Source organism: Flavobacterium sp. 38 (assembly GCF_057799715.1).
The window spans coordinates 69963-95339 of record NZ_JBYNWZ010000011.1; the positions used below are offsets into that span (position 1 = coordinate 69963).

The window sequence follows — 25377 nt, forward strand, 5'->3', positions numbered from 1 at the left end:
CTAAAATCAACAATCTAAAATTAAAAAATGCCAATATCTCCCAATTTCACATCAGTTTTAACCAAAGACTGGGAAATCAATTTCACACAATGCACGCCAACTGGTTACTTAAAATACACCGATTTGTGCAACCTTTTACAGCTTACCGCAGCTGCACATTCAGAAGTTGGAGGTATCAGTTTTAGTGATATGCAGGAATTTGATCAAGCTTGGGTTCTAAGCCGTATGCGTGTAGAAATAACTGCTTTGCCAAAATGGCAAGATGTGGTCACCGTAAAAACATGGATTAATAGTTTAGAAAATTCACGTTCAGTCCGTGCACTGGAAATGTATGTAAACGGAAAAAAAATAGTAGGAAGCGAAACATTTTGGGCCGTTTTCAACACAAAAGCACGCCGTCCAGAAGCTCTGGCATTACCTTTTGAACATTTCGAATTATTTCCAGAAAATAGAGCTACAATTGAAGGCTTTTCTAAAATAAATATTAATTCTGAGAAAGAATCCGTTTTTGAAAAAACCGTTTATTTATCAGATTTAGACATTGTAAATCACGCCAATAATGTAAAATATTTGGAGTGGTGTCTCGATCATGTAAACCCAAAAAGAATTCTACAGCAAGAAGTAAAAAGTTTTGAAATGAATTTCATAAAAGAACTTTCTTTAAACGATAAAGTTATTATTCACGAAAGTGATAATGAAGAGCAAACCGAAACTACTTTCACGATTACAAAAGGCGAAAAGACTTGTTTTGCTTTAGAATTACATTGGAAATAACTAAAACCGCTCAACTCTTGCAAGGTTTCCAAAACCTTGTAGGTGTGCAATTGTACGCCACAAACCTACAAGGTTTTGGAAACCTTGCAGGAAATCAAATAGCAAAATCCATACAACAAAAAACGATGCAAGTTGCATCGTTTTTTGTTGTATTAGAATCATTTCGATTTCTTTTTAGAGCCTTTTTTATCTTTTTTAGATTTCTTGTTTTCCAATAAATCTATTTTACTTTTAATTCGTTTTTCCACTTCGCTTATTCCAGAATCGTAATCGTGCTGCATAGAGAATAATTTTGCCTGCTTAATTTCTTTCAAAGCATCTTTAAATTTATGCTGTACTTCAAGTAACATCGCTTTCTTAATAAAAATTTCGGCTTTATTTATTCCTTTAACAGTCAAAGCAAAATCAATCAATTTCTCAGCTTCTTCATAATCTTCATTCAAAATCAGCGTCTGTAAATAATACGGATACACTTCAAGCGCATGAATATTAATCGATAAAGCTTCCTGAAAATAAGATTTAGCTTCTTCATAATTCATAAGCTGTTCGGCCTGAATGCGTCCGTACAAACATAAAATCATCGTATTTTTTGAATCATAAGAAAAAGCATAATCCAAAGATTCGATTGTTCCTTCCAACCAATATGGATAGTTATCCAAAGCCTGAAAGAGGTATTTATCAATTGTTTTCATTTCGTAAATCGTTTTTTAATTTCTGACGAGTTCCTTTGTAGCTCTTCTCCACTTTATTCTTTTTAAAATCACTTCCTGCAAAAACCCTCACTGGATTTCCGCGTTGTACATTCAATTGGTTTTCCCATTGCTTGCCCACATGATTTTTAAGCTGAATAAGTTTCTCGTCTTCCAGTTTTTTAATTAATCTTTCTGTTGCCAATTTTTTGTTCTGATGTTGCGACCTACTATCCATAGAAACAACCGCAATTCCAGTCGGAATATGAGTTGCCCGAATAGCCGAACTTACTTTGTTTACATGCTGTCCACCCGCTCCAGAACTTCTCATGGCTTGATACTGAATATCATTTTCTGAAAATGTTGCATTTTTCTGCTGTTCAATTTCAAAAATGCCGATAAACCAGTTTTTGCGTTTATGCATTTTCCGAAATTGGCTCTGACCAATCCACTGAATGGTTCCAATCCAAGAATTCACAAACTGATCTGCATCTTTTCCTTTTACAGCAACCGTAGCCGTTTCTATAGTTCCATTTTCTTCGCCAGCTTCTCTTTGCAGTAAAACTGTTTCAAGTCCCTGCTCACGTGCTTCATCCAAAACTTTTTTAAGCACTTGGGCAACCACCCAAGTGCATTCTGCAGGTCCTCGACCCGCTGTTATCTGAATTATTCTTTCCATTTCTTTAAAATTTTAAGCAGCTTTTCTCTATTTTTCGCCGCTTTTACAAATTGTGGCAAACGAGCCACTAAACTTGATGTGTAATTTGCTTTTGAATTTCGTTCTCTCAAATCGGCGCCAATATATCTTTCTAGATAATCAATATGATCCTGATTATAAGCCCAGAAAATAGAACCGTCAAACTCTTTCTGAAACCAAAGCTGCAAATTGTACCAAACATCTTTTACCACGCCGGTATCTAGTTTCGATTCTTCTTTAACTCTATACGATTTAGTCTTCCATTCCTCCTGAAAATCACAATGAGGACATTTTGTTTTATACGTTAAAGGCTTTTCTTTTAGCGGCTGCGACTGATATTCGAATTTTTCAAAACAATTATTACAGTATTCTTTTCCATAAGCAATGTATAAATACACGGGTTCTTTTAATTTATGAAAGCAATTTTTGCATTCAAAAACCATATTATGACATTTCCCGCATTCACAATTTTCTTTTAATTCTTTTTTTACAGTTGCTTTTGATTCGCATTTTGGACATTTTACTAAAATCTCACTGTAAAAATTGCCTAAGAATTTATTTTCATCTTGAAATCTTTCCATAATCTTTTTAGTTTTAACGATCCATTCTAACAATTTTCGGAGTAAAAGTTCCAAGCACTTCAACCAGTTCCGTCTGATTTTCCATCACTTTTGTAATGTCTTTATAAGCCATTGGCGCTTCATCAATATTTCCGCCAATTAAAGTCACGTCGTGTTTCTTCAGTTCTTTATTAATCAAACTCTGCGTGAAAGTACTTTTACATTTTGCTCTCGAAAACAAACGTCCTGCACCGTGCGAAGCTGAGTTCAAACTCTCCGCATTTCCTTTTCCTTTTACAATAAAACCTGGTGCAGTCATCGAACCCGGAATAATCCCCAACTGCCCTTTGCTGGCTGGTGTTGCTCCTTTTCTATGCACAATACATTCTTGTCCGTTAACCATTTCTTTCCAAGCAAAATTGTGATGGTTTTCAATTGTCACTACCACTCTTTTTCCAATCGCTTTGGCAATTCGTCTGTGAATATCGTCGTGACAAGCTTTTGCATATTCACCCGCTAAATTCATTGCCAGCCAATATTCCTGACCATCGTGTGTATTCAAATCTAGCCAAGCTAAATGCTGTACATTTTTTGGCAACGGACATTGTTTAGTCGCCAAATAAGTATAATGCTTTGCAATGTTTGCACCCAATCCGCGTGAACCACTGTGTGAGAGAACAGCAAAATATTCCCCTTTTTCAAGCTTCCACTCATTCTCTGGATTATCAATTCTTGCAATTCCGAATTCTACAAAATGATTTCCTCCGCCAGAAGTTCCCAACTGCTTATACGCTTTTGGTAAAAGATTCTTTAATAGCGGAATATCTTGAAATTCGCTTTTATGAAAAACCTCATGATCTACTCTTGATGTATGGGTTTCATACATTCCAAATTTGGTGTTGTCTTTCAAAATTGCTTCCAATTGATGTTCTCTTCCTTTAAAATGTGACGCTGGCAAATCGAAAATAGAAATACTCATTCGGCATCCTATATCAACACCAACCCCATACGGAATCACAGCATTGTCCGTTGCTAGCACACCCCCAATAGGCAGTCCGTAACCCGAATGCGCATCTGGCATTAAAGCTCCTGCGACTGAAATTGGCAGTTTTAACGAATCGTACAATTGAAATTTTGCCTGCTGATCAATTTCATTTTCACCAAAAATCGTAAAAGGTGCTCTTGTATTATTTAATTGATGCATTCTTACCTGAACTGGGTTGATTAAACCTTCAGCTACTTTGCCCCAAGTTCCGTTTCCTTCATATTTTTCAGGATTTAGCAGAACGTCTTTTGCTTCTATTAGAATAGATTCTTTTTTCTCTCTTTTTCTATATCTATTTATTTGCCCTAAGGCTATGTTTATTGAATTGTTTTTTGGAAAGCCCAACTTAATCAGGTCTTTTCCAGATAATTTATTTCCCATGATTTTCTATCATTTCGCCTGCATATTGCTGATACAATTCCTGCAGACTTTTATTTTTAATTGGACTTGTCTCTTTTGGATTTTCCTTTTCATAGTAACTCCATTTATGAGAACTGCCGTGTATTAATCTGTTGATTTTATCTCTCAGATTATGATTAACAACATAATTATCAAGTAGCTGAATCTGACTTTCTAAAACTGAATCGACCATTTTTGTATGTGTGATCATATACGGACTCACACGAAGCACATAACGCCAAGGTTCGTTAAACACATAATGAACTTTGTAGCGTTTAAAGTTGCTGCACCAACGTTCTCTTTTATAAAAATGCGCTTTTTCTTTTTCGGTCAATTCAAGTTTTGGACTTTTCCATTCCCACTCTGAAAACTCTTTTACAGTTTGGATTTTTTCAACATACACATGCCTACTCTTTCTTTTCTTTTTTCTCTTAAAAGATTTTTCTGGAGAGAACTGCCATGTATTTATTTTTTCCAATAATTCGCTGTAAAATGAGGCTTCACTTGACCTCGCAACATCGTCTCTTAATTTAAAATTACGTTGCCAGCCTTTTTGATAGGGAACTTCTAAAGGAATTAATGGTAAATCTCTACGTTTTTTCCAAAATTCAACTTCAAGTTTTCTTAACTGAATTAATTGTTTTTCAAAATCTTCTTTTACTAATCTCAGTTTTCTTCTCTTACTTTTAAGACGAGTACACAATGCATACTCATCTACCGTATAATTTTCCATAAAAAAATTATCGTGCATTAAATTAACAGCCAAAAAGGCTTAACCTTTTATCCTCACGGATAAATTCTAAAAATCGATTTTCGGGAAAATTTTGAAGAGTCTAGAATAAAAAAAGCCCGAAACTTATTGTCTTCGGGCTTTTTTATATATCTAAAAAGTATATTTCTAAGATTGAAATAAGCCACGAAGAATTGCTTCACCAAATTTGTTTGATGTAAAGCTCTGAGATGTCGATGTAAGTACAAACACTATTTCTTCGTTTTAAAGGGTTATTAATTTTTTCGTCTGCAAATATTCATAATACTTTTTTGATTTTCCAAATTTATTTTAAGAAAAATCATTATAAAAAACACATACACCTAAAAATCAAAAACATAACAACTACAAAAGGTTATAAGTTGCAAAGGGACAAAGTTTACCTCTTTGCCACTTTGTCCCTTTGTATCTTTGTTTCTAAAAACAAAAAAGCCCTGATTTCTCAGAGCTTATATGTTTTTTGGGTGAATTATTATTCAGAAACTTTGCTTTTAATCACTAATCTGAAACCTTCTCCGTGGATATTTAAGATTTCAACATCTTCATCCGCTTTTAGATATTTTCTCAATTTAGCGATATAAACGTCCATACTTCTTGATGTGAAGTAGTTGTCGTCTCTCCAGATTTTAGTTAACGCTAATTCTCTTGGCATTAAATCATTTTCATGAAGAATAAGCATTTTAAGCAATTCATTTTCTTTTGGAGACAATTTAATTGGCTCTTCATCTTGGAAAGTCAAGAATCTTAGTTTTGAATTTAAATGGAATTTACCAATGTTAAACTCAAACTGTACTTGTTCTGCTTTTGTATCAGCTGATTTTCTTTGAATGATTGCTTTAATTTTCATTAAAAGAACTTCAGAATCAAAAGGTTTATTTAAATAGTCATCTGCACCAGCTTTATAACCTTTTAACACATCTTCTTTCATAGATTTTGCTGTTAAAAAGATAATTGGCACTTCACTGTTCTTCTCTCTAATTTCTTTGGCTAAAGTGTAACCATCTTTATAAGGCATCATGACATCAAGAATACATAAATCATATACATCTTTCTTGAATTTTTCGAAACCTTCCATACCGTTTTTAGCTAAAGTAACTTCAAAGTCATTTAACATTAGATAATCTTTAAGAACTGCCCCAAAATTTAGGTCATCTTCTACTAAAAGTATTCTTTTGTTATTATTTTCCATATTTTAATTTATTAATGGTATTTTTATTATAAAGGTGCTACCCTTCCCTTTTTCGCTTTCTACATATACTTGACCATTGTGATCCTCTACTATTCTTTTTACGTATGCAAGCCCTAAACCATGTCCTTTTACATTATGAAGATCACCTGTGTGCTCTCTGTAAAATTTCTCAAATACTCGTTTTTGAGCTATCTTACTCATTCCCAATCCATGGTCTCTCACTTTAATCAAAATCATATCTTTAATGTTTTCAGTAAAGATTTCGATCTCTGGCGCATCTGGAGAATATTTAATGGCATTTTCCAAAATATTAACCAGCACGTTCGTAAAGTGAACTTCATTAATCAAACAGGTTGTTCTTGCTGCATTGTAATGTCTTACTACAGTACCTTTTCTGTCTTCTAAAATAAGATTCACATGCTCAATAGCATCGTCAATTATATCTGTAACTACAGTTGGTTCTTTCGTAATATCAAGCTCTCGTTTTTCTAATTTTGAAATACGTAATACGTTTTCAACCTGAGCGTGCATTCTTTTATTTTCATCCCTTATCATTTGAAGATAGCGGTAAACCTTTTCCTTATCTTCAATAACTTTAGGACTCCTTATAGCATCAAGTGCTAAATTTATGGTTGCAATTGGAGTTTTAAACTCATGCGTCATATTATTAATAAAATCGGTCTTGATTTCAGAAATATGCTTCTGACGCAATAATTGATTTAACGCACTCGTGTATGCAACTATTATAATTAATGTAAAAACTATTGACAAAATAGTTATACTTAATAATTCAGATAATAAGAATTTCTTTTTATGTGGGAACGTTACCGACAATTCGTATTTACTATTCCCTTCATTATCTGTATAAATTGGAATATTATAAGTCGCTTCTTTATCAAAATGAAATCCGTCTGATTTTATTTTTGTTGGAACGCCACTGCTGTATATTCCGAATTCAAATTTGGTCTTAACACCGTATTCTTCCAGCTCTTTCTTTAATAATTTATAAAGTTTGTCTTTTGTAATTCTCCCTTCAATTGGAGTCAAAGAGGCAATGTCTTTATATTGAATCTGCTGCTGAACTTTGTTCAAAATATCCAGACTTCCTGATTTTTCAAATCTCTGATCCGGAATAATACTTTGTCCTAAAGCATTATTATCGATTCCTCCGTTGTTATTGTAAACTTCTGTTACTCTTCTTGAACTAAAACTTTTAAAACGTTCACTGCTGAACTTTTTATTAAAAATAGATCCATTGATATCGTAATCTTCCGATGTCAAAGTATTAGAATAAACAATTGTTTTATTCGTTTTAGTATTGCGCTGTACGTAAAGTACTTCTAGTAAATCTTCTTTTTTTGGAATTTTCCCCGTGCTGTCTTTAATACGGTTGTATTTGTCGTAGAAACTGTACTCTTCTTGCTGTTCCAGTTTATCTGCAACATTTCCAATTACTTGAGTAACGTGGTATTTAAACTGCTCTTCATTATTTTTGAACGAAGAATTGAACCAAAATACTTGAACCAGAATTATCCCTATTAAGGACAGACTCATCAGTAAAACAAGTATTCTAAAAAATAATTTATTCATCGAAACAAAATTAATATTTTAACAATATACTAAATAATACATTAACCAAATATTAACATTTAAGACTGTTTTTGTTTTATCTTTAAAATTTTAAGAATTTCCACAACTTCTTCTTTGGCTTTTTTAAGATTATTGTTATTAATCACGAAATTGCTCTTAGAAATTCGTTTTTCGTCATTCCACTGCATTTTCATTCTGCTTAAAACCTGTTCGCGGGTGGTATTATCTCTTTTTATAACCCTGTCAATTCTCACTTCTTCTGGAGCTGTAACGGTTATTATAACATCACAATCTTTATATCGTCCACTTTCAAATAAAATCGCAGCTTCATAAATTACATAATCGTAGTTTTCATGCTTTTTTACCCACTTTTCAAAATCTAATTTTACAGCTGGATGCACAATTCCATTTAATTTTGCCAACTGTTCTTTATCATTAAAAACAACCTGCGCTAACTTGACACGATTTAAAACTTCATCATCAAAAACATTGCCACCAAAAGCAGATTTTACTTCTGCTAGAATATTTTTTGCCTGCATTACTCTTTTAGCGCCGTCATCAGCTATGTAAACAGGAACCCCCATTTCTTCAAAATAGTTCGCAACAGTCGTTTTACCGCTGCCAATTCCTCCTGTAAGACCAATAACTTTTGTCATTCTTATAATTTAAAAAACATACGCGGAAAAGCTTCCTGTGGTTTTTTCTTTAATAAAATCACTTTAAAATATGATTTTAAAAATCCTGTTCCATAACCATAAAACTGTTTCCACACCGCTATTACAGATAGGTATCCAATCTTAATACTTTTGTTTTGAATACTGGCTGTAAGAAAAATTATAACGAAATATACGAAATATAATTGTAATAAAATATCGATATTGAAAATTAACAATAAAAAAGCTAATAATAATCCCAATATAAAGAGAGTCGGAAAGAAAAAAGTCAGCTTATTGTGTTCTGGATACCAGCTATTTAAAATAGGACGGGCAATACCGAATTTATTTACCTGAATAGAGAATTTTTCCCAATCAATTCTTCTTTTATGATATACATAAGCCTCTTTAAACAGTCTTGTTTCGAAACCTAAATTCCACAAACGTATGGATAAATCTGGGTCTTCGCCTGGGTGAATGTTTCCAAAACCTTTCGAAGCTTCAAAAGCTTTTCTAGAAATGCCCATATTAAAACTGCGTGGCTGAAACTTATTTATCTTCTCAGAACCGCCTCTAATTCCGCCTGTAGTCAAGAAAGACGTCATAGCAAAGTTGATTGCTTTTTGAATATCAGAAAAGCTGTCTAAAGCTTTGTCTGGCCCTCCAAAACAATCTACATAATTAGCATCTAGTTCTTTACGAACTTCAGTTAAATATTGCGACGGAATAATACAATCTGAGTCAAAAATGATAAAATAATCACCTCTAGCTCTCTGCATTCCGTAATTTCTAGAATCTCCTGGACCTGAATTTTCTTTGAAATAATATGATATGTTTAATTTTCCTTGATAATTCATCACCACATCTCGACATGGAATAGAAGATCCATCTTCGACAAGAACAATTTCAAAAGCTTCATTATAATCAGATTTTGAGAGACTTTCTAAAAGCTCATCAACTTCATCTGGACGATTATACACGGGTATAATTAAAGAAAAAATCATAGCAGAATATGCGTTATTAAAGGGTATATTTTTATTGTTTCAAAATTTTAACAAAGATATGGTATATTAACAAAAAAACCATCAACTTTTGGCTGATGGTTTTTCGTTTTACTTAGTAAAAATAGTATTATTTGATGCTTTCTATATTAACAACTTCGTTAGTATTTGCATTGTAATCAACACCAGGAACTTCAAATCCGAATAAATTTAAGAAATCGCTTCTATAACCTGCTAAATCACCAATTTCTGGTAATGATTCGGTTGTAGCTTCTTCCCAAAGTTTAGCTACTTTAGCCTGAACATCCTCACGCATTTCCCAGTCATCAATTCTGATTCTTCCTTTTTCATCAACAGGAACTTCAGAACCATTGTATAATCTATCTTGAAACAAACGTTGAATCTGCTCGATACATCCTTCGTGAATTCCTTCTTCTTTCATGATTTTATAAAGAAGAGAAATATATAATGGAATTACAGGAATTGCAGAACTTGCCTGAGTTACCAAAGCTTTATTTACAGAAACGTATGCTTTTCCGCCTAAAGATTCTAAACTATCTGAAATTGTAAATGCTGTAGCCTCTAAATGATCTTTTGCACGTCCGATAGTTCCTTTACGGTAAACCGCTTCAGTTAATGCTGGCCCGATATAAGAATAAGCAACTGTTGTAGCACCTTCAGCTAATAAATTTTCATTTTTTAAAGCTTCGATCCACATTGCCCAGTCTTCACCACCCATAACCGCTACAGTGTTTTCAATATCTTCTTCATTTGCAGGAGCGATAGAAACATCTGAAACTTTTCCTGTGTGGAAATCAACTGTTTTATTTGTAAAAGTTTGCCCAATTGGTTTTAAAACTGAACGATGTGTAACACCTGTATTTGGATTTGTACGTACTGGAGATGCTAAACTGTAAATGATAAGATCTACTTGCCCTAAATCTGCTTTAATCAAATCTAAAGTTTCTCTTTTAATTTCATTTGAAAATGCATCGCCATTAATACTTTTTGCATACAAACCTGCTTTATGAGCTTCCTTTTCGAATGCTGCAGAATTATACCATCCTGGAGAAGCTGTTTTTCCTTCAACTGGCGGTTTTTCAAAAAACACTCCAATTGTTGATGCACCAGAACCAAAAGCACTAGTAATTCTTGAAGCTAACCCGAAACCTGTAGAAGCACCAATAACTAAAACTTTTTTAGCTCCAGCGATTTCTCCTTTAGATTTTACGTATTCGATTTGATTTTTTACATTTTGCTCAGCTCCCGTTGGATGGGCAGTCAAGCAAATAAATCCTCTCATTCTAGGTTCTATAATCATCTTTGCAATTTATTTTTTTGTATTATTTCAATTTCAGTTTTAATTTTTCAAAAATAGACATTTTATCCTTAACCCTTTTCATATTGGCCTTCATATTGTCAATAAAATTTGGGTTTAATGCATTTTTCGTAGCCTCTTTATAATAGTTGTAAGCAGCAGTATATTGGTTTTCATACTCAGCCATTCTTCCTAATTCACTGTTATATGTAGAGTTATCTGCATTTTCCAAATTGGCTAATGTAAAAGCAATATGCTGTTTTGCTTCCGCATATCTTCCAATATCTATCAATAAATAGGTGTAATTTAAATACGGCGCAGAGTATTTTGGATCAAATTTCATGGCCAATTTATAGTGATAAACTCCTTTATCATAATCATTCAGTTTGTTGTAATAAATCCATCCTAAGTGATTATGTGCTTTTCCAAAATCTGGATACTGCGACAAGATTTCTTCCAGCAGTTCTTTTGCATCTGCTGAATTTCCTTCAGAAATTAATGAATCTGCTTTTATAAACTGATTTTCGTAAAAACTCAAACTCTCCATTTCTATATTTTAATTCAATAATTCTTTTGCGTGATTTAAAGCCGAGTCAGAAATATTTGCTCCAGACAACATCTGGGCAATTTCTATAATTCGGTCTTCCTGAGATAAAAGTTTCAGCTCAGAAAGCGTATCATTTCCAACTGTAGCTTTTGAAACTTTGAAATGTGAATCTCCTTTTGCAGCAATCTGCGGTAAATGTGTAATCGCGAATATCTGCATCGTTGTACTCATTTCTTTCATAATCTCCCCCATTCTAATGGCGATTTCTCCAGAAACTCCAGTATCAATCTCGTCAAAAATTAATGTTGGCAGTTTTGAATATTTAGCTAAAATTGCTTTTACAGCCAGCATAATACGGGACATTTCTCCGCCTGATGCCACTTTTTTCAATAAGCCAAAATCGGTTCCTTTATTTGCAGAAAACAAAAATTGCAATTCGTCTTTTCCGTTTTGGAAATACGTTTCCGAAGGCAATAATTCCATATTAAAACGAGCATTCGGCATGCCTAATGTTTCTAGAATTGAAACCAGCTGTTCTGATAATTTTGGAATTGCATTTACTCTATTTTGATGTATTTTGGATGCAAAATCATCCAATTCTACTGCTTTTTCTTCTATAATTTTAGTCAAAGAAGCAATTTCTTCGTCCATGTTATCTAACTCCAATAAAGAATTTCCTAAATCTGCCTGAATCTGAAGCAGTTCATCTACAGAACTTACCTGATGTTTTTTCTGTAAATTATAAATCGACTGCAGTTTCTGATTGATTAGCTCCAACTGCGTAGGATCATTCAATAATTTTTCTGAAGCACTTTCTAATTCTTTCGAAACATCATCAAATTCTATAGTTAAACTAGTAATTCTTTCAAACAAATTTTGATATTCAGCAGCAAAAGGAGCTACTTTTTGCAATGCATTTTTAATTTCATTCAAATTATGAAAAACACCAAATTGTTCTTCATTTGCAATTGCAAGAGACTTATCTAAAGATTCTTTAATAATCTCGACATTATTCAGCTTTTCATAATCTGCTTCTAATTCTTCTTGCTCACCAGATTTTAATTGAGCCGCCACCAATTCATTCAACAAGAAAGTATGGTATTCTTGTTCTTTTCCTGCATCGCTTTGTTTTTTAAGCAGTGCATTCAATTTAGATTTATCTGATTTATACGATTTTAGCAGTTTTTGATATTCAGCAATTATATCGGTATTGTTTGCAATAGCATCAATAATTTTAAACTGTACATTTTCATCTGATAATTCCTGTGTTTGCTGTTGCGAATGGATATCGATCAAAAACAAACTCAAATCTTGCAGTTCCTGAAGATTTACTGGACTGTCATTTATAAAAGCGCGTGATTTACCCGAAGGCAAAATTTCTCTTCTAATGATTGTTTCATCTTCATAATCCAAATCATTCGCTTCAAAAAAATCTTTTAGATTGTATTTTCCAATCTCAAATTGCGCTTCTATAACACATTTTTCTTCTTTATTTTTTAACGAAGTAAGATCTGCCCGTTTACCCAAAACAAGACCAATAGCTCCTAAAATAATCGATTTTCCTGCACCTGTCTCACCTGTAATTATAGAAAAACCTTTAGAAAAATCTATGGCCAGTTTTTCTATAAGAGCATAATTTTTAATAGACAATGATGTAATCATGGGGAGTTTTGTAAAAATGTAAGTTAACGAAGATTATAAAAATAAAACGGAGATTAATATTTAATCTGAGACCATTTTGTAGAGTTTAACGGCGAAACCTTATTTAAAACATCGGTTAAATCGGTAATGTTAATACTTGGTCCTCCAGAAAAAATAGAAACAATTTCATCTGACTTTGCATCGAAGAAAACTCGAGTTATAAAAGCATTTGGCTTAACCGAATTTAATTTACCAATAAGCATTAACGCATTTTTTATTTTTTCTTTTGAAGCTTTTATATCCAAAGTCATTCCGTCTAAACCAGTATGATACGCATAAGTAGTTTGGCGCAAATCGCTATATGTTGGCGCAATCATATCGTTAATCAAATAGTAGCGGTTCTGAAGTCCGTCAGATTGATTCCAGCCTTTAAAACCACCTTGCTGCGCCACATTGGCAATATTCTGTGCCGTTTGCAGGTACGGATTCCCAGCGCCCATTTGAAAGGTATCGGCATCCATGCCCAATATCACATAAGCATAAAAAGAGATAACAGATACCAAATTAGAGTCATAAGTATTTGGATTGAATAACAATGGTTCGTATTCTGTGTATCTGAAGTTGAAATCTTTATCGTTGTAATTTAAAACTGGAGAAGAATAGGTAGAATTAAAAATCAATCTTGAAGACTGAACCTGAATTGTTCCTGTAAATTGATCTGAGCTGTTTGATGACAAAGTAATGTACATTGAACAGTTTATTCTTTCGTTTTGTTTTAAAACCGATCCCGTCCAGTCTGTTTTATTGACAAACTCAGCCAAAGAAGTCTGAAGTGTTTTAAAAACCTGATTATTGGGGTTTGTTAGACGTTCTGTATTAATAGTTACGGTACAGTTTAGCTGTTGCCCTTGCACAAAACCAAAGCTTAAAAACATAAATAGTATAACTATCTTATTCATAATCGTCTAATATTAAATTTTACAAACATAAATTGCTTCCAAATTATGCTTTCGGCGTATATTTTAAATTTATGATTTTGAAAAATGCAGAATAACTTTATTCAAAATATCAGCCGCAACAGATTCTTTCGATTTTAATTCCATCGGTTCGATTTCAAAATCTTTAGTAATAAACGTCACTTTATTAGTATCTTTTTTAAAACCTGCCCCTTTATCTTGTAAGGAATTTAAAACAATCAAATCTAAGTTTTTTTTCTGAATTTTCAACTTAGCATTTTCAATTTCATTTTCTGTTTCTAATGCAAAACCAATTAAAAACTGATTTTTTTTGATAGCTCCCAAAGAAGACAAGATATCTTTTGTTTTCTCCAGTTCTATCGAAAATTCTTCTGTATTCTTTTTAATCTTCTGATCTGAAACAAATTTAGGCCTATAATCGGCAACTGCTGCAGCAGCGATTGCCGCATCAACTTCGTTAAAATACAAATGACAAGCCTCATACATTTCTTGCGCAGAAACAACATCTACCACTTTTATCAGACTGTTTTTTGCTTTAAAATGAGTTGGCCCTGCAATTAAAAAAACTTCAGCTCCTAAACTTGCCGCTTCATTAGCAATATCAAAACCCATTTTACCAGAAGAATGATTTCCAATAAAACGTACTGGGTCTATCGCTTCGTATGTCGGGCCTGCTGTAACTAGTATTTTTTTTCCTTTTAAAGGCAATTTACTTTCTAAATCAGCTTCCAAAAATGCAACAATATTCTCAGGTTCAGCCATTCGGCCTTCGCCAGATAAACCACTTGCCAATTCTCCATTTTCAGCAGGAATCATAATATTTCCATACTGTTTTAATGCAGCAAAGCTCGATAAAGTGGAAGGATGTTTGTACATATCCAAGTCCATTGCAGGAGCAAAATAAACTGGACATTTTGCCGATAAATAAGTCGCAATTAGCAGATTATCGCAGTTTCCTGTTGCCATTTTAGATAACGTATTGGCAGTAGCAGGCGCAACCAGCATAAAATCTGCCCAAAGAGCTAATTCTACGTGATTGTTCCAAACTTCATCTTCATCATCCTGATTAAAGAAACTTGAATGTACTGGATTTTTTGATAAAGTAGATAATGTAAGTGGGGTTACAAAATCCTTAGAAGCAGGTGTCATGATCACCTGGACATGTGCACCTGCTTTTATAAAAAGTCGTACTAAAGTGGCTGTTTTATACGCTGCAATTCCGCCAGAAACACCCAGCAAAATCTTTTTCCCGTTTAAAACTGACATTGTACTATTATTTGTTTGAACTTCTGTGGTAAGTTTTACCGTCTAACCATTCTTGAACAGCTAAAGCGTGTGGTTTTGGTAATTTTTCGTAAAATTTAGAAACTTCAATTTGTTCTTTATTTTCAAAAACTTCCTCTAGACTATCATTATAAGTAGCAAACTCTTCTAATTTTTCAGTCAATTCTTTTTTAATCTCTGAATTAATTTGATTTGCTCTTTTAGCCATAATGGTAATTGCCTCATACACATTTCCTGTTGGCTCTTCAATAACTGTTTTATTGTAAGTTATTGTGTTTACAGGAGCATTCGTCTTTTTTAAATCCATCACTTTATTTATTTAGTAAATTTTTGTAAATCTGTTTCAACTCTGGCATTCATTTCTTCTGCCTTTTCTTTATATTTTGTATCGCTTTTAAACTTGATCAAATTAGCATAAGCTGTCTGTGCAACCTTCAAACGCTCTTCCATTTTTGAAGGAACACTGTTAATTGCCAATTGATATGCTGAATCGTATTTATAAAACAATGCATCTTCTTTAAAAGGCGTTCCAGGAAAATCGGCAATAAAATTATCAAACGCAATTAAAGCTGATTTGTAATCTGAAATCGTATTATATCCTTTAGCATTTTCGTATGCTTTTTTCTCTAATTTACCATTTAGCTTCTGTACAGCCTCATTTGCTTGAGGAATGTATTCTGAGTTTGGATAATTATCAATAAAAGCCTGTAATTTTTCTAATGCTTTAACCGTATCTGCCTGATCTAAGCTATAAGCTGGCGACAATTTAGAGTAGCTGTAAGCACCTAAAAAAGCTGCTTCTTGCACTTTCTCACTTCTTGGGTATCCCGAAACAAAAGCTTCGAATTGATAACCTGCTAGATAATACTGTTTTGTTTTATAATAAGACTGAGAAAACATGTAAAACAGTTTTTCTGCCTGAGGTTTTCCTCTGTAAGAAGTTGCTAATTGCTCAAAAAGACGAATCGCTTTTGTGTATTTACCAGCATCATACATTTTTGTCGCCATCTCAAATTTTGCTGCAACGTCTTCATTTTTCAACGCTTTTTGATATTCTCCACAAGAATAAAAAAGAGTTACAACAATTAATAGCGATAGTATTTTTTTCATTTTCTTACTGTTATTAGAATCTCTCAGACAATTATGCCAAAGTGAAATCGCACCGAAGTTTCGGTGGCAAATTTAGTTATTAATTTAGCTACTGCAAAATAATTTTTTAGTATCTTAAAATACTAACACTTTAACAATTATTTAATGCTGTTTTTTACAAACTCATTCAGTCTTGTTGCTAGCGAATCATCAACTGAAACTAGCGGAAGACGAACGGTATTTTCAGCAATTCCAAGGGCTTGGAAGATTTGTTTGATTCCTGCTGGATTTCCCTGCTCAAAAATCATATCAATACTGTCTGATAAAAAATAATGTGTTTTAAACGCGTCGGCAGCTTTTTTATTTAGTCCTAAACGAATCATTTCTGAAAATTCTTTAGGAAAACCTTGCCCGATTACAGAAATTACTCCTGCTCCACCTGCTAAAACGATCGGCAATGCTAGCATATCGTCTCCAGAAATCACTAAGAAATCTTTTGGAGCATTTTTAATAATCTGCATAGCTTGAGCCATATCTCCAGCCGCTTCTTTAATAGCAACTACATTTTTAAAATCGTTCGCCAAACGCACCACTGTTGACGGAAGCATATTGCTTGAAGTTCTTCCTGGAACGTTATACAAGATTACGGGAATTGGAGATGCCTCTGCAATTGCTTTAAAGTGCTGATAAATTCCTTCTTGTGTAGGTTTATTATAATATGGAGAAACAGACAAAATCGCTTCAAAAGCAGAAAAATCTCTTGTCTTTAATTCCTCAACAATCTGCATAGTATTATTACCTCCAACTCCTAAAACAAGCGGAAGTCTTCCTTTGTTCACATCGATTACAGTCTTTATAACCAATTCTTTCTCTTCTGCTGTAAGGGTTGCATTTTCTGCAGTTGTTCCCATCACAACAAGATACTCCACTCCGCCATCTATAGAAAAGTTTACAATACGTTGTAAAGCTTCAATGTCAACTGAAAAATCTTTTTTAAATGGAGTTACAAGCGCAACACCAGTTCCTATCAATGATTGCATATTATTAATTATAGTTTTATTTTATATTTTTTAAATACCTAAACAATTCTGAAACGAAGAGTTTATAGTTTCCTAATTCTGTACTAATCATCCAACGGTTCAGATCTTGGTTTACATTAGAGAATCCGATTTTAAATTTAGCTTTCGACTTGCTTGTCACTAACATTATAAAGACATCTTCAACATTGTAATAACTCAACAAAAGATCGAATTCTGAATTTATAAATTCATTCAAAAAATCTTCTGAAATTTCACCTCTCCAATTGATGTGTTTTTTACCAAAAGTTGGACGTGAATAGGTCTCTTTTTCTTTGAATTTTTCTCTATATGCAACAACTTTTATGTTTTCTAAAGCGATTCCTTGGAGCGTTAACTCCTTTATTAGTGCTTCTGAATGCTCAAAGTTGCTCTCATCTATCAATAAACCAATTGTTTGAACGTTTTTGGTAAATACTTCGCGTTTTTCATTATTTAAATGAAATTTTAATGATTTTTTTACAAAAAATTCCTTTATATAATTCAAAAACATACTACTTTTACTCGATTACAAAATTAATTATTTCAATTGCATTTAAAATGGTAAAACTAAAAAAGTATAACGGATTTTTAAAACTTTTTGTTATATTCTTAACACTTTTTTTAATCTCTTCTTGTAGCCCCAAAAACTACAACTTAACTAAAATTGAAGGAAAGCAACTTCCTGTTACTGAAAAGACTGGCGAAACTCCTGAAATTGAAAACTTTATTAAGCCTTATCGCGATCACATTAATAAGGATTTGGACAATGTATTGGCATATTGCCCTGAAACTCTTGACAAAAGCACTGGAAAATGGCAAACTGGAATTGGAAGCTTAATGGCTGATGTGTGTGTGCAAAGAGGAAATCTTGTTTTTAACAAACGTGAAAATAAAGATATTGATGTCTGTCTTTTAAATCATGGCGGTATTCGTGCTATTCTTCCAAAAGGAAATGTAACAACAAGGACAGCTTTTGAAATTATGCCTTTTGAAAACAGCTTAGTTGTTTTGGCTTTAAAAGGCGAGCAGATCTCAGAAATTGCTTCTTATATTATTAAGGAGAAAAAACCTCAGCCATTGTCTGGAATGACGTTTACGATTACAAAAGACGAAAAAGCAAAAAACATTATGGTGCAAGGCAAACCGCTTGATTTAAACAAGACGTATTATGTTGCCACAAATGATTATCTAGCAAATGGAGGCGACAGCATGACTTTCTTTGCAAAAGCCACTCAAAAGTTTGACTTAAATTATAAACTTAGAGATGTATTGATTGATTATTTTAAAGAAGTAGACACGGTTGTTGCTCCAAAAAATATCAGAATCACAGAAGAATAAAAAACAAGTATAGCATTTCTGCAAAAAATATATAAAATGAAAAGAAGAGAGTTTATCGAAAAAACAGCAGCAAGTACTGCCCTATTAAGTTTAGGATTGTCTTTGAGCAGTTTTGAAAGTAACGATAATAAGCATTTAACGATTCTACATACTAACGATGTGCACAGCCACATTGATCCTTTTCCTGCTGATGATCCGCGTAATCCTAATAAAGGGGGCGTTTCTCGACGTGCCACTTTAATTGAAACTATCCGTAAAGAAAATCCGAATGTGCTTTTGCTGGATGCTGGAGATATTTTTCAAGGAACTCCTTATTTTAATTATTACGGAGGAGAATTAGAGTTTAAATTGATGAGCATGATGAAATATGATGCTTCTACAATTGGAAATCATGATTTTGATAATGGTCTTGACGGATTATACGCTCAGCTTCCGCACGCAAGTTTTGATTTTATCAACTCAAACTATGATTTTAAAAATACGGTTATGGACGGACATGTTAAGCCGTACAAAATCTTTAATAAAAATGGAATTAAAGTTGGTGTTTTTGGTGTTGGAATTGAATTGCAAGGTTTAGTAGATAAAAAATTGTACTTGGAAACGGTTTACAACAATCCGGTTGAAGTTGCTCAAGATATGGCACAGCTTTTGAAAAAAGAGCAAAAATGTGATTTGGTTATTTGCCTTTCGCATTTAGGTTATAAATACAAAGATGATCCGACAAAAATAAGCGACTTGAAATTTGCTGAACAAACTCAAGATATCGATTTAATTATCGGAGGACATACGCATACTTTCTTAGACAAACCAACAATTGTAAAAAATAAAGCTGGTAAAGAGGTTTTGGTAAATCAAGTGGGTTGTTACGGAATTAATTTAGGCCGTATCGATTTTTATTTTGATAAAGACAAAGCTTATACTAACCAAAGTGCAACTATTGTTGTATAGCCTTCTTTTGAATTCTAGCTTTTTCTAAAAAGTATTCTACCATAAAGAAATAAGCTAGAATTTGAGTTGTATCTCGTATTAAAACTAAAACAACAGAATACGAGAAATATTCATTAAAAATATAAAAGATATCAGAGAAGATGTAGCTTATTGCCATAAGCGACATCAGCAACGCTATGTGTGTACCTTTTGTAATGTAGCTTACAAAACAGAAATAACTCAATAAGCTCAGCACGATTCCGTACACGGTGTAAACGAGAATAAACTTCCTCATGCTGTCTAGCTGAAGACTCAAAACAGAGATCAACAAATAGACTATAAAAACGACTACAATAGAAATAGGCAGAATGTCGCGTCTGGTTAGTTTTATCCTTTCGTGTTCCCGAATAAATATGGTAACGATAAGAGTATATACGATCAAAAAACTAAATACTCCTCCTATTTCGGAACTTTCAACATCCATCAGATCATAAACTTGTCCAACAAAACAGAAAAAGAAAATAAAACCTTCTGTTTTTCCAATTTTTAACTCACTGCTTATTAAATAATAAATAAAAATCGCAGGAAGAACAATGGCTTTTGCATACGTCGCAAAAAACTCTTGTTCTGTCCAATCAAAAATGATTGTACAGAGCAAGGCTAGAAAAAACAAAATTAATGATGGTTTATTAGGCTTCATTCAATTTGTTTATAAAATCATCTTCCGATAATATGGTAATATTCAGCTTTGTTGCTTTTTCCAGTTTGGCTGGCCCCATATTATCTCCCGCTACTACAAAATCTGTTTTTGCAGAAATTGAGCTTCCTACTTTTCCTCCGTTATCTTCAATGGCTTTCTTTAATTCGTCTCTAGAAAATTGACTAAAAACGCCAGAAACCACAAAAGTTTTTCCAGCAAATTTATCAGTAGCATTTGGGTTTATTTTTTCTTCAATTTCAAATTGAATTCCATAACTTTTTAAACGTTCAATAATTTTTCTATTTTCTTCATTTTCGAAGAATTCAATAACACTTTTAGCGATTCTTTCTCCAATTTCATCAACCAGAACCAGATCCATTAATGAAGCTTGGCTTAAAGCATCGATATTTTTATAATGTTTGGCTAGTTTTTTAGCCACTGTTTCTCCTACAAATCGAATTCCAAGCGCAAATAATACGCTTTCGAATGGAATTTCTTTTGATTTCTGTACTCCATTCACCAGATTTTCAGCCGATTTTTGTGCCATTCTTTCTAAATGCAAAATATCTTCTACCTTCAGTTCGTACAAATCGGCGTAATTATGGACCAAATCATTTTTGAACAATAAAGCAACTGTTTCTCCACCAAGTCCTTCAATGTCCATTGCTTTTCTTGAAATAAAATGCTGCACTCTTCCAATAATCTGCGGAGGACATCCGTAAAAATTAGGACAGTAATGATTGGCTTCTCCCACATTTCGCACCAATTCGGTGTGGCATTCTGGGCAATACGCGATATAATGTGTTTTTTCTGAATTTTCTGGGCGTTTATCTAAATCTACTGCAATGATTTTTGGGATAATTTCTCCTCCTTTTTCTACAAAAACAGTATCGTTTATTCTGATATCTAATTTTTCAATCTGGTCAGCGTTATGAAGCGAAGCTCTTTTTACAATAGTTCCTGCAAGCTGAACTGGCTCTAAATTGGCAACTGGCGTTATTGCTCCAGTTCTGCCTACTTGATATGAAATTGATTTTAATTTGGTTGAAACTTGCTCGGCTTTAAATTTGTACGCCATTGCCCAACGAGGCGATTTTGCCGTATACCCCAATTCTTCTTGATGCTGAATGCTATTTACTTTGACAACAACACCATCGGTTTCGTAAGGCAAATTATGACGGTGCACATCCCAATAATCAATAAAGTCAAAAACTTCTTGCATGCTATTGGCCAATTTTGCTTCTTTAGGCACTTTAAATCCCCAGCTTCTAGCCATTTCTAAACCTTCAAATTGGGTTTTGAAAGGCAGATTATTTCCTGTAACAAAATAAAGCAGACACTCTAGCGGACGTTTGGCAACCTCAGCACTGTCTTGCAATTTTAAACTTCCCGATGCTGTATTTCTTGGATTTGAATAGGGTGTTTCTCCAATTTCGATCAATTCTTGATTCATTTTTTCAAAACCGGCATACGGAAGAATGATTTCTCCGCGAATATCAAATTTATCAGGGTAATTCCCTTTTAAATGCAGCGGAACTGACTTTATGGTTTTAATGTTGTTTGTTACCTCATCTCCTTGAAAACCATCTCCGCGTGTTAAAGCCTGAGCTATTTTTCCGTTTTCGTAAGTAATGCTTATTGAAGCTCCGTCATATTTTAATTCGCAAGTATATTGCAAGTCTACGTTTCCTAAAACTCGCTGAATACGGTTTTCCCAATCTAAAAGGTCTTCTTTAGAATAAGAATTATCCAAAGAATACATTCTGTACTGGTGTGCAATTGTTTTGAAATTTTTAGTAACGGCCCCTCCCACTCGTTGAGTTGGCGAGTTTTCATCAAAAAATTCTGGATGCTTATTTTCTAAATCCTGAAGTTCTTTGAGCTTAATATCAAAATCATAATCTGAAATTGTGGCATTGTCTAACACATAATAATTATAGTTGTGCTGATTAAGTTCATTTCGTAATGCTTGAATGGTCTCTTGAATGCTCATAAATAGTAAAATATTGCAGATTATAATAATGAAAAACTGAATATCAAAATTAGAATTTATTTTTGTTCAAATGGAGAAAAAATAAAAGTTTTAGAAAATCAAAAATCAGACTGCAAATTCATGCAGTCTGATTTTCTCCTTGTCCATTATTCTTAAAAAAGAATTAAAAAAAACCAACTTCCAAATGGTTTTGACGTTTTATATTTTACACTGATAATCAACCAATTACAATGCAAATATAAAACTATTTTTGAATAATGATGAAGTCTGAACGTCTATTTAGCAAATGCTCTTCTTCAGAACATTTTACGCCATTTTTACATTTGTTAATTAGTCGGCTTTCTCCGTAACCAATAGCGCTTTCAATTCTAGAAGCATCTATGCCTTGAGAAAGTATATAATCTCGTGTAGATTTTGCTCTATTATCTGAAAGTTTTAGGTTGTAAGCATCTTTTCCGCGAGAATCGGTGTGAGATTCAATTTTGATTCTGATGTTTGGAAATTTCTGCATAATGAAAACCACTTTAGACAACTCTTCAATTGCTTTTGGCGTAATATCATATTTATCATAATCGAAATAAATCGGGTTTACATCGACTTTTTCTACTCCTTGTTTTTTAACTACCAAGTCATCGTAATTGCTCAATTCAAAGTTTACATCTGTAATTTCGCCACCGTTTTGGCCAGTTGTTTCAACTGTTTTATCATCACTGCTGTAATTTGGTTTTGCGGCAATCATTTTAACCACTTTGTTACAAGGAACTTCAATAGCATATTTTCCTTCATAGTTGGTTTTGGTTTCGCCCAGAACTTCACTAAAAGAGTTATACGCCATTATGGTAACATCTGTCAGTGGCTTTTTTGTTTTTCGATCAAAAGCCATTCCCGAAATACTTTGGTTACACACTGGTTTTCCTTTTACAAAAGAATAAATATCATCGTCTCCTTTTCCTCCTGCTCTATTCGAAGAAAAATAACCGTATGCATCTGTTCTGTCAATTATAAAAGAAAAATCGTCTTTGTTGCTGTTGACTGGTGCTCCAAGATTTTTTGGCGTTGAAAAGCTTCCATTTGCCAAAAACTTACTTTCGTACACGTCTAAATCTCCCCAGCCGTAATGTCCATCAGAAGAGAAGTATAAAACTCCGTTTTGGAAAAATGGAAATACTTCATTACCAATAGTATTAATGCTTGGCCCTAAATTTTGAGGCGAACTCATGGTGCCATCTGCAGCAATTTTTACCATGTATAAATCGGTTTCCCCATAACCTCCCGGCATATCTGACGCAAAGAAAAGCAGTTGTCCGTCTTCGCTTAATGATGGATGTCCAACAGAATAATCGTCGCTGTCAAAAAATACTTTCTGCGGATTTTCTAATTTATTGTTGACGATAGATCCTTTGACAATCTGAAAGTTATTGACTCTTTCTTCATCAATAACCAATTTATTTTTCTTGACAATGTTGGTTGAATAATAAATTGTTTTTCCCTGATTGTCAAAACTTGCTGTTGCTTCATGATATTTAGTCATTACATTAGGAAGGAAAACAGTTTCGTTAAACAAACTGCCGTCTGCCGGATTTCTTTCTGCTATATACAAATTAAGAAAAGGCTGATTGTTCCAAGTATACAGTTTTTCGCTGAACTTTGTGGTATCACGAGCCGAAGTAAATACTACATTGTCTTTAAAAAATGTAGCCCCAAAATCTGATTTACTAGTGTTAATATCAAGATTTTTAATAGTATAAAGCGGCTTTGCCTTGGCAACGCTGTCCATATATTTTTTCTGGGCAACGTATCGGTTAATCTCTGCTTTATCTCCTTTTTTATCTAGATATTCTTTTGTGATTTTATCTGCTTCATCATAATCCATAACTGCTTTCATAGATTGGATATAACGCAAATAGTAAATATCAGTCAGATTGTTTCCTTGAACTTCATACAGTTTTCTGTACCATTTAAGTGCATTTCGCGAATCGGAAATGAAATAGTAGGAATCTGCCGCGTTCTTCAAAGTCTGTGCCGATGGATCTTTTATGTTTTGCAAAATTTCTTCGTAAGCTTTGGAAGCATCCAAATAAGAAAAGTTTCGAAACAAAGCATCGGCTTTCTTTAAATTTGTTTTTTGAGCGAAACTAAACGTAACGCTCAAAATTAAACATAGGATATATAGTTTTCTCATAAGTTTTATTTTTAGAAGAATCGAGGAGACTTAATTTTACTTTGGTTTTTCACAAATTGATAACGCAAGATGAATTCGTGAGTACCATCGTTGTATTTGTTCAATTGGCTTACAGTGTAATCAAAAGCGTATCCAAGATAGAAACTTGGCGATATTTGAAAACCTGCCAATATACTTACCGAATCATCTGTTCGGTAGGCTCCCCCTATAACAAACTTTTCCTGAATCATGAAATTTGCCGATATGTCTGCCGTAATTGGTGCTCCGCTTACTGCTTTTACTAAAAATGCTGGTTTAAATTTCAAATTTGGATTCAAATCAAAAACATAACCTCCCATTAAGTAGTAATGCATACGATCATAATCAATAGATTCCTGAACGTCATCATAGTAATCATTCTGAATAAAACTCGGAACTGAAAGTCCTACATACCATTTTTCTGTATAGTAGTAAATTCCTGCTCCTACTGCTAGTTTCATCTGATTGTTGATGTTTTGGTTTAACAAAACATCGTCATCATCATAATATCTTCCTTTAGACCAATCGATGTTTAACATTCTCGTACCCGCTTTTATACCAAATGCCAGTCTTTTTTCATAGCCAAGAGGCACTGAATAAGAGAAGTTTCCATCAAGATACAGTTCGTTGGAAGGTCCAATTTTATCGTTTACGACACTTAACCCTATTCCTAATGTCTCATTTCGAAGAGGAGAATGAACAGAGAAAGATTGTGTTTCTGGTGCGCCGGGCATTCCTACCCATTGAGAACGATATAAAAGTGCTGCCTCTATGGTTCCGGTAGATCCAGCATACGCTGGATTTACCGCCATAGTGTTATACATATACTGCGTATATCCCGGGTCTTGTTGTGCCGAAGCACAAACCGTAATAAAAGAACATATTAGAATAAAATACGTTTCTAATGATTTTATATATAGTTTCATAACGATACTTATT

25 protein-coding genes are annotated in these 25377 nt (G+C 33.4%); 3 read left to right on the forward strand and 22 right to left on the reverse strand.

Going from position 1 to position 25377, the window contains the following annotated elements; genetic code table 11:
• Positions 1-27 precede the first annotated feature (27 nt).
• Positions 28-774 (forward strand): acyl-[acyl-carrier-protein] thioesterase, encoded by a 747-nt coding sequence (locus AC3E9W_RS20155; protein WP_488769772.1) that lies wholly within the window; start codon positions 28-30, stop codon positions 772-774.
• Between the two features lie 158 nt (positions 775-932).
• On the opposite strand, the gene AC3E9W_RS20160 is transcribed toward AC3E9W_RS20155, so the two are convergent.
• The 18 genes from AC3E9W_RS20160 to AC3E9W_RS20245 all read right to left on the reverse strand — a co-directional run bounded on the left by AC3E9W_RS20160 (position 933) and on the right by AC3E9W_RS20245 (position 17791).
• Complete coding sequence (locus tag AC3E9W_RS20160; protein WP_488769773.1) at positions 933-1466, reverse strand: hypothetical protein; 534 nt, start codon at positions 1464-1466, stop codon at positions 933-935.
• Positions 1453-2142, reverse strand: a complete 690-nt coding sequence (gene prfH / locus AC3E9W_RS20165; RefSeq protein WP_488769774.1) for a peptide chain release factor H — start codon at positions 2140-2142, stop codon at positions 1453-1455. The genes AC3E9W_RS20160 and prfH overlap by 14 nt, the downstream gene beginning before the upstream one ends.
• Positions 2130-2741 carry a hypothetical protein gene (locus tag AC3E9W_RS20170; protein WP_488769775.1) on the reverse strand — a complete coding sequence of 204 codons (612 nt, stop codon included), beginning with the start codon at positions 2739-2741 and terminating at the stop codon, positions 2130-2132. Before AC3E9W_RS20170 ends, prfH begins: the two co-directional genes overlap by 13 nt.
• A 13-nt stretch (positions 2742-2754) precedes the next feature.
• Entirely contained in the window at positions 2755-4146 is a 1392-nt protein-coding gene (locus AC3E9W_RS20175; RefSeq protein WP_488769776.1) for an RtcB family protein, read from the reverse strand.
• Complete coding sequence (locus AC3E9W_RS20180) at positions 4136-4897, reverse strand: hypothetical protein (RefSeq protein ID WP_488769777.1); 762 nt, start codon at positions 4895-4897, stop codon at positions 4136-4138. The genes AC3E9W_RS20175 and AC3E9W_RS20180 overlap by 11 nt, the downstream gene beginning before the upstream one ends.
• A gap of 508 nt (positions 4898-5405) precedes the next feature.
• Positions 5406-6122 carry a response regulator transcription factor gene (locus tag AC3E9W_RS20185; RefSeq protein ID WP_125722891.1) on the reverse strand — a complete coding sequence of 239 codons (717 nt, stop codon included), beginning with the start codon at positions 6120-6122 and terminating at the stop codon, positions 5406-5408.
• Between the two features lie 3 nt (positions 6123-6125).
• A complete protein-coding gene (locus tag AC3E9W_RS20190; protein ID WP_488769778.1) occupies positions 6126-7712 on the reverse strand; it encodes a sensor histidine kinase in 1587 nt (528 codons plus the stop codon).
• Between the two features lie 59 nt (positions 7713-7771).
• Positions 7772-8368, reverse strand: a complete 597-nt coding sequence (gene coaE, locus AC3E9W_RS20195) for a dephospho-CoA kinase (RefSeq protein WP_488769779.1) — start codon at positions 8366-8368, stop codon at positions 7772-7774.
• Between the two features lie 2 nt (positions 8369-8370).
• Positions 8371-9369, reverse strand: a complete 999-nt coding sequence (locus tag AC3E9W_RS20200) for a glycosyltransferase family 2 protein (protein WP_306157728.1) — start codon at positions 9367-9369, stop codon at positions 8371-8373.
• Positions 9370-9496: 127 nt separating this feature from the next.
• Entirely contained in the window at positions 9497-10687 is a 1191-nt protein-coding gene (gene fabV, locus AC3E9W_RS20205) for an enoyl-ACP reductase FabV (RefSeq protein WP_488769780.1), read from the reverse strand.
• Between the two features lie 22 nt (positions 10688-10709).
• The gene (locus AC3E9W_RS20210; RefSeq protein WP_488769781.1) at positions 10710-11231 is read right to left on the reverse strand and encodes a tetratricopeptide repeat protein; all 522 of its coding nucleotides are present in this window, start codon (positions 11229-11231) and stop codon (positions 10710-10712) included.
• Between the two features lie 9 nt (positions 11232-11240).
• Positions 11241-12893 carry a DNA repair protein RecN gene (recN, locus tag AC3E9W_RS20215; RefSeq protein ID WP_488769782.1) on the reverse strand — a complete coding sequence of 551 codons (1653 nt, stop codon included), beginning with the start codon at positions 12891-12893 and terminating at the stop codon, positions 11241-11243.
• Positions 12894-12946: 53 nt separating this feature from the next.
• Positions 12947-13831 (reverse strand): type IX secretion system protein PorD, encoded by an 885-nt coding sequence (gene porD / locus AC3E9W_RS20220; protein ID WP_306157721.1) that lies wholly within the window; start codon positions 13829-13831, stop codon positions 12947-12949.
• A gap of 69 nt (positions 13832-13900) precedes the next feature.
• Entirely contained in the window at positions 13901-15115 is a 1215-nt protein-coding gene (gene coaBC / locus AC3E9W_RS20225; RefSeq protein WP_488769783.1) for a bifunctional phosphopantothenoylcysteine decarboxylase/phosphopantothenate--cysteine ligase CoaBC, read from the reverse strand.
• 7 nt (positions 15116-15122) lie between these two features.
• Positions 15123-15440, reverse strand: coding sequence for a DNA-directed RNA polymerase subunit omega (locus tag AC3E9W_RS20230; RefSeq protein ID WP_008463064.1), 318 nt, complete (start codon positions 15438-15440; stop codon positions 15123-15125).
• An 8-nt stretch (positions 15441-15448) separates the two neighbouring features.
• On the reverse strand, positions 15449-16243 hold the full coding sequence (locus AC3E9W_RS20235; RefSeq protein WP_306157711.1) for an outer membrane protein assembly factor BamD: 795 nt from the start codon (positions 16241-16243) through the stop codon (positions 15449-15451).
• 137 nt (positions 16244-16380) lie between these two features.
• Complete coding sequence (gene dapA / locus AC3E9W_RS20240; RefSeq protein ID WP_306157709.1) at positions 16381-17262, reverse strand: 4-hydroxy-tetrahydrodipicolinate synthase; 882 nt, start codon at positions 17260-17262, stop codon at positions 16381-16383.
• Positions 17263-17278: 16 nt separating this feature from the next.
• Positions 17279-17791, reverse strand: a complete 513-nt coding sequence (locus AC3E9W_RS20245) for a DUF6913 domain-containing protein (RefSeq protein ID WP_488769784.1) — start codon at positions 17789-17791, stop codon at positions 17279-17281.
• A gap of 47 nt (positions 17792-17838) precedes the next feature.
• Between AC3E9W_RS20245 and AC3E9W_RS20250 the strand changes: the two genes are divergently transcribed.
• Positions 17839-18618 carry a 5'-nucleotidase C-terminal domain-containing protein gene (locus AC3E9W_RS20250; RefSeq protein ID WP_488769785.1) on the forward strand — a complete coding sequence of 260 codons (780 nt, stop codon included), beginning with the start codon at positions 17839-17841 and terminating at the stop codon, positions 18616-18618.
• Positions 18619-18654: 36 nt separating this feature from the next.
• On the forward strand, positions 18655-19566 hold the full coding sequence (locus AC3E9W_RS20255) for a bifunctional metallophosphatase/5'-nucleotidase (protein ID WP_306157703.1): 912 nt from the start codon (positions 18655-18657) through the stop codon (positions 19564-19566).
• Here the strand turns inward: AC3E9W_RS20255 and AC3E9W_RS20260 are convergent.
• From AC3E9W_RS20260 to AC3E9W_RS20275, 4 genes are all read right to left on the reverse strand, one after another.
• Positions 19553-20245 (reverse strand): hypothetical protein, encoded by a 693-nt coding sequence (locus AC3E9W_RS20260; RefSeq protein ID WP_306157701.1) that lies wholly within the window; start codon positions 20243-20245, stop codon positions 19553-19555. The two genes, AC3E9W_RS20255 and AC3E9W_RS20260, sit on opposite strands and share 14 nt — an antisense overlap.
• Entirely contained in the window at positions 20235-22238 is a 2004-nt protein-coding gene (gene ligA, locus AC3E9W_RS20265) for an NAD-dependent DNA ligase LigA (protein WP_488769786.1), read from the reverse strand. The genes AC3E9W_RS20260 and ligA overlap by 11 nt, the downstream gene beginning before the upstream one ends.
• Before the next feature lie 244 nt (positions 22239-22482).
• A complete protein-coding gene (locus AC3E9W_RS20270) occupies positions 22483-24420 on the reverse strand; it encodes an OmpA family protein (protein WP_488769787.1) in 1938 nt (645 codons plus the stop codon).
• 11 nt (positions 24421-24431) lie between these two features.
• On the reverse strand, positions 24432-25364 hold the full coding sequence (locus AC3E9W_RS20275) for a PorP/SprF family type IX secretion system membrane protein (RefSeq protein ID WP_306157695.1): 933 nt from the start codon (positions 25362-25364) through the stop codon (positions 24432-24434).
• Between the last annotated feature and the right edge of the window lie 13 nt (positions 25365-25377).

What these genes read in the sequence shown, in the direction of transcription:
- AC3E9W_RS20260 (WP_306157701.1), bottom strand. Translation starts at nt 20,245, where the DNA reads ATGAAGCCTAATAAACCATCATTAATTTTGTTTTTTCTAGCCTTGCTC.
- coaE (WP_488769779.1), bottom strand. Translation starts at nt 8,368, where the DNA reads ATGACAAAAGTTATTGGTCTTACAGGAGGAATTGGCAGCGGTAAAACG.
- AC3E9W_RS20200 (WP_306157728.1), bottom strand. Translation starts at nt 9,369, where the DNA reads ATGATTTTTTCTTTAATTATACCCGTGTATAATCGTCCAGATGAAGTT.
- coaBC (WP_488769783.1), bottom strand. Translation starts at nt 15,115, where the DNA reads ATGTCAGTTTTAAACGGGAAAAAGATTTTGCTGGGTGTTTCTGGCGGA.
- AC3E9W_RS20210 (WP_488769781.1), bottom strand. Translation starts at nt 11,231, where the DNA reads ATGGAGAGTTTGAGTTTTTACGAAAATCAGTTTATAAAAGCAGATTCA.
- AC3E9W_RS20155 (WP_488769772.1), top strand. Translation starts at nt 28, where the DNA reads ATGCCAATATCTCCCAATTTCACATCAGTTTTAACCAAAGACTGGGAA.
- AC3E9W_RS20255 (WP_306157703.1), top strand. Translation starts at nt 18,655, where the DNA reads ATGAAAAGAAGAGAGTTTATCGAAAAAACAGCAGCAAGTACTGCCCTA.
- AC3E9W_RS20275 (WP_306157695.1), bottom strand. Translation starts at nt 25,364, where the DNA reads ATGAAACTATATATAAAATCATTAGAAACGTATTTTATTCTAATATGT.
- AC3E9W_RS20245 (WP_488769784.1), bottom strand. Translation starts at nt 17,791, where the DNA reads ATGTTTTTGAATTATATAAAGGAATTTTTTGTAAAAAAATCATTAAAA.
- AC3E9W_RS20230 (WP_008463064.1), bottom strand. Translation starts at nt 15,440, where the DNA reads ATGGATTTAAAAAAGACGAATGCTCCTGTAAACACAATAACTTACAAT.
- porD (WP_306157721.1), bottom strand. Translation starts at nt 13,831, where the DNA reads ATGAATAAGATAGTTATACTATTTATGTTTTTAAGCTTTGGTTTTGTG.
- AC3E9W_RS20175 (WP_488769776.1), bottom strand. Translation starts at nt 4,146, where the DNA reads ATGGGAAATAAATTATCTGGAAAAGACCTGATTAAGTTGGGCTTTCCA.
- AC3E9W_RS20180 (WP_488769777.1), bottom strand. Translation starts at nt 4,897, where the DNA reads ATGGAAAATTATACGGTAGATGAGTATGCATTGTGTACTCGTCTTAAA.
- ligA (WP_488769786.1), bottom strand. Translation starts at nt 22,238, where the DNA reads ATGAGCATTCAAGAGACCATTCAAGCATTACGAAATGAACTTAATCAG.
- fabV (WP_488769780.1), bottom strand. Translation starts at nt 10,687, where the DNA reads ATGATTATAGAACCTAGAATGAGAGGATTTATTTGCTTGACTGCCCAT.
- prfH (WP_488769774.1), bottom strand. Translation starts at nt 2,142, where the DNA reads ATGGAAAGAATAATTCAGATAACAGCGGGTCGAGGACCTGCAGAATGC.
- AC3E9W_RS20160 (WP_488769773.1), bottom strand. Translation starts at nt 1,466, where the DNA reads ATGAAAACAATTGATAAATACCTCTTTCAGGCTTTGGATAACTATCCA.
- AC3E9W_RS20170 (WP_488769775.1), bottom strand. Translation starts at nt 2,741, where the DNA reads ATGGAAAGATTTCAAGATGAAAATAAATTCTTAGGCAATTTTTACAGT.
- AC3E9W_RS20190 (WP_488769778.1), bottom strand. Translation starts at nt 7,712, where the DNA reads ATGAATAAATTATTTTTTAGAATACTTGTTTTACTGATGAGTCTGTCC.
- dapA (WP_306157709.1), bottom strand. Translation starts at nt 17,262, where the DNA reads ATGCAATCATTGATAGGAACTGGTGTTGCGCTTGTAACTCCATTTAAA.
- AC3E9W_RS20250 (WP_488769785.1), top strand. Translation starts at nt 17,839, where the DNA reads ATGGTAAAACTAAAAAAGTATAACGGATTTTTAAAACTTTTTGTTATA.
- AC3E9W_RS20185 (WP_125722891.1), bottom strand. Translation starts at nt 6,122, where the DNA reads ATGGAAAATAATAACAAAAGAATACTTTTAGTAGAAGATGACCTAAAT.
- AC3E9W_RS20270 (WP_488769787.1), bottom strand. Translation starts at nt 24,420, where the DNA reads ATGAGAAAACTATATATCCTATGTTTAATTTTGAGCGTTACGTTTAGT.
- recN (WP_488769782.1), bottom strand. Translation starts at nt 12,893, where the DNA reads ATGATTACATCATTGTCTATTAAAAATTATGCTCTTATAGAAAAACTG.
- AC3E9W_RS20235 (WP_306157711.1), bottom strand. Translation starts at nt 16,243, where the DNA reads ATGAAAAAAATACTATCGCTATTAATTGTTGTAACTCTTTTTTATTCT.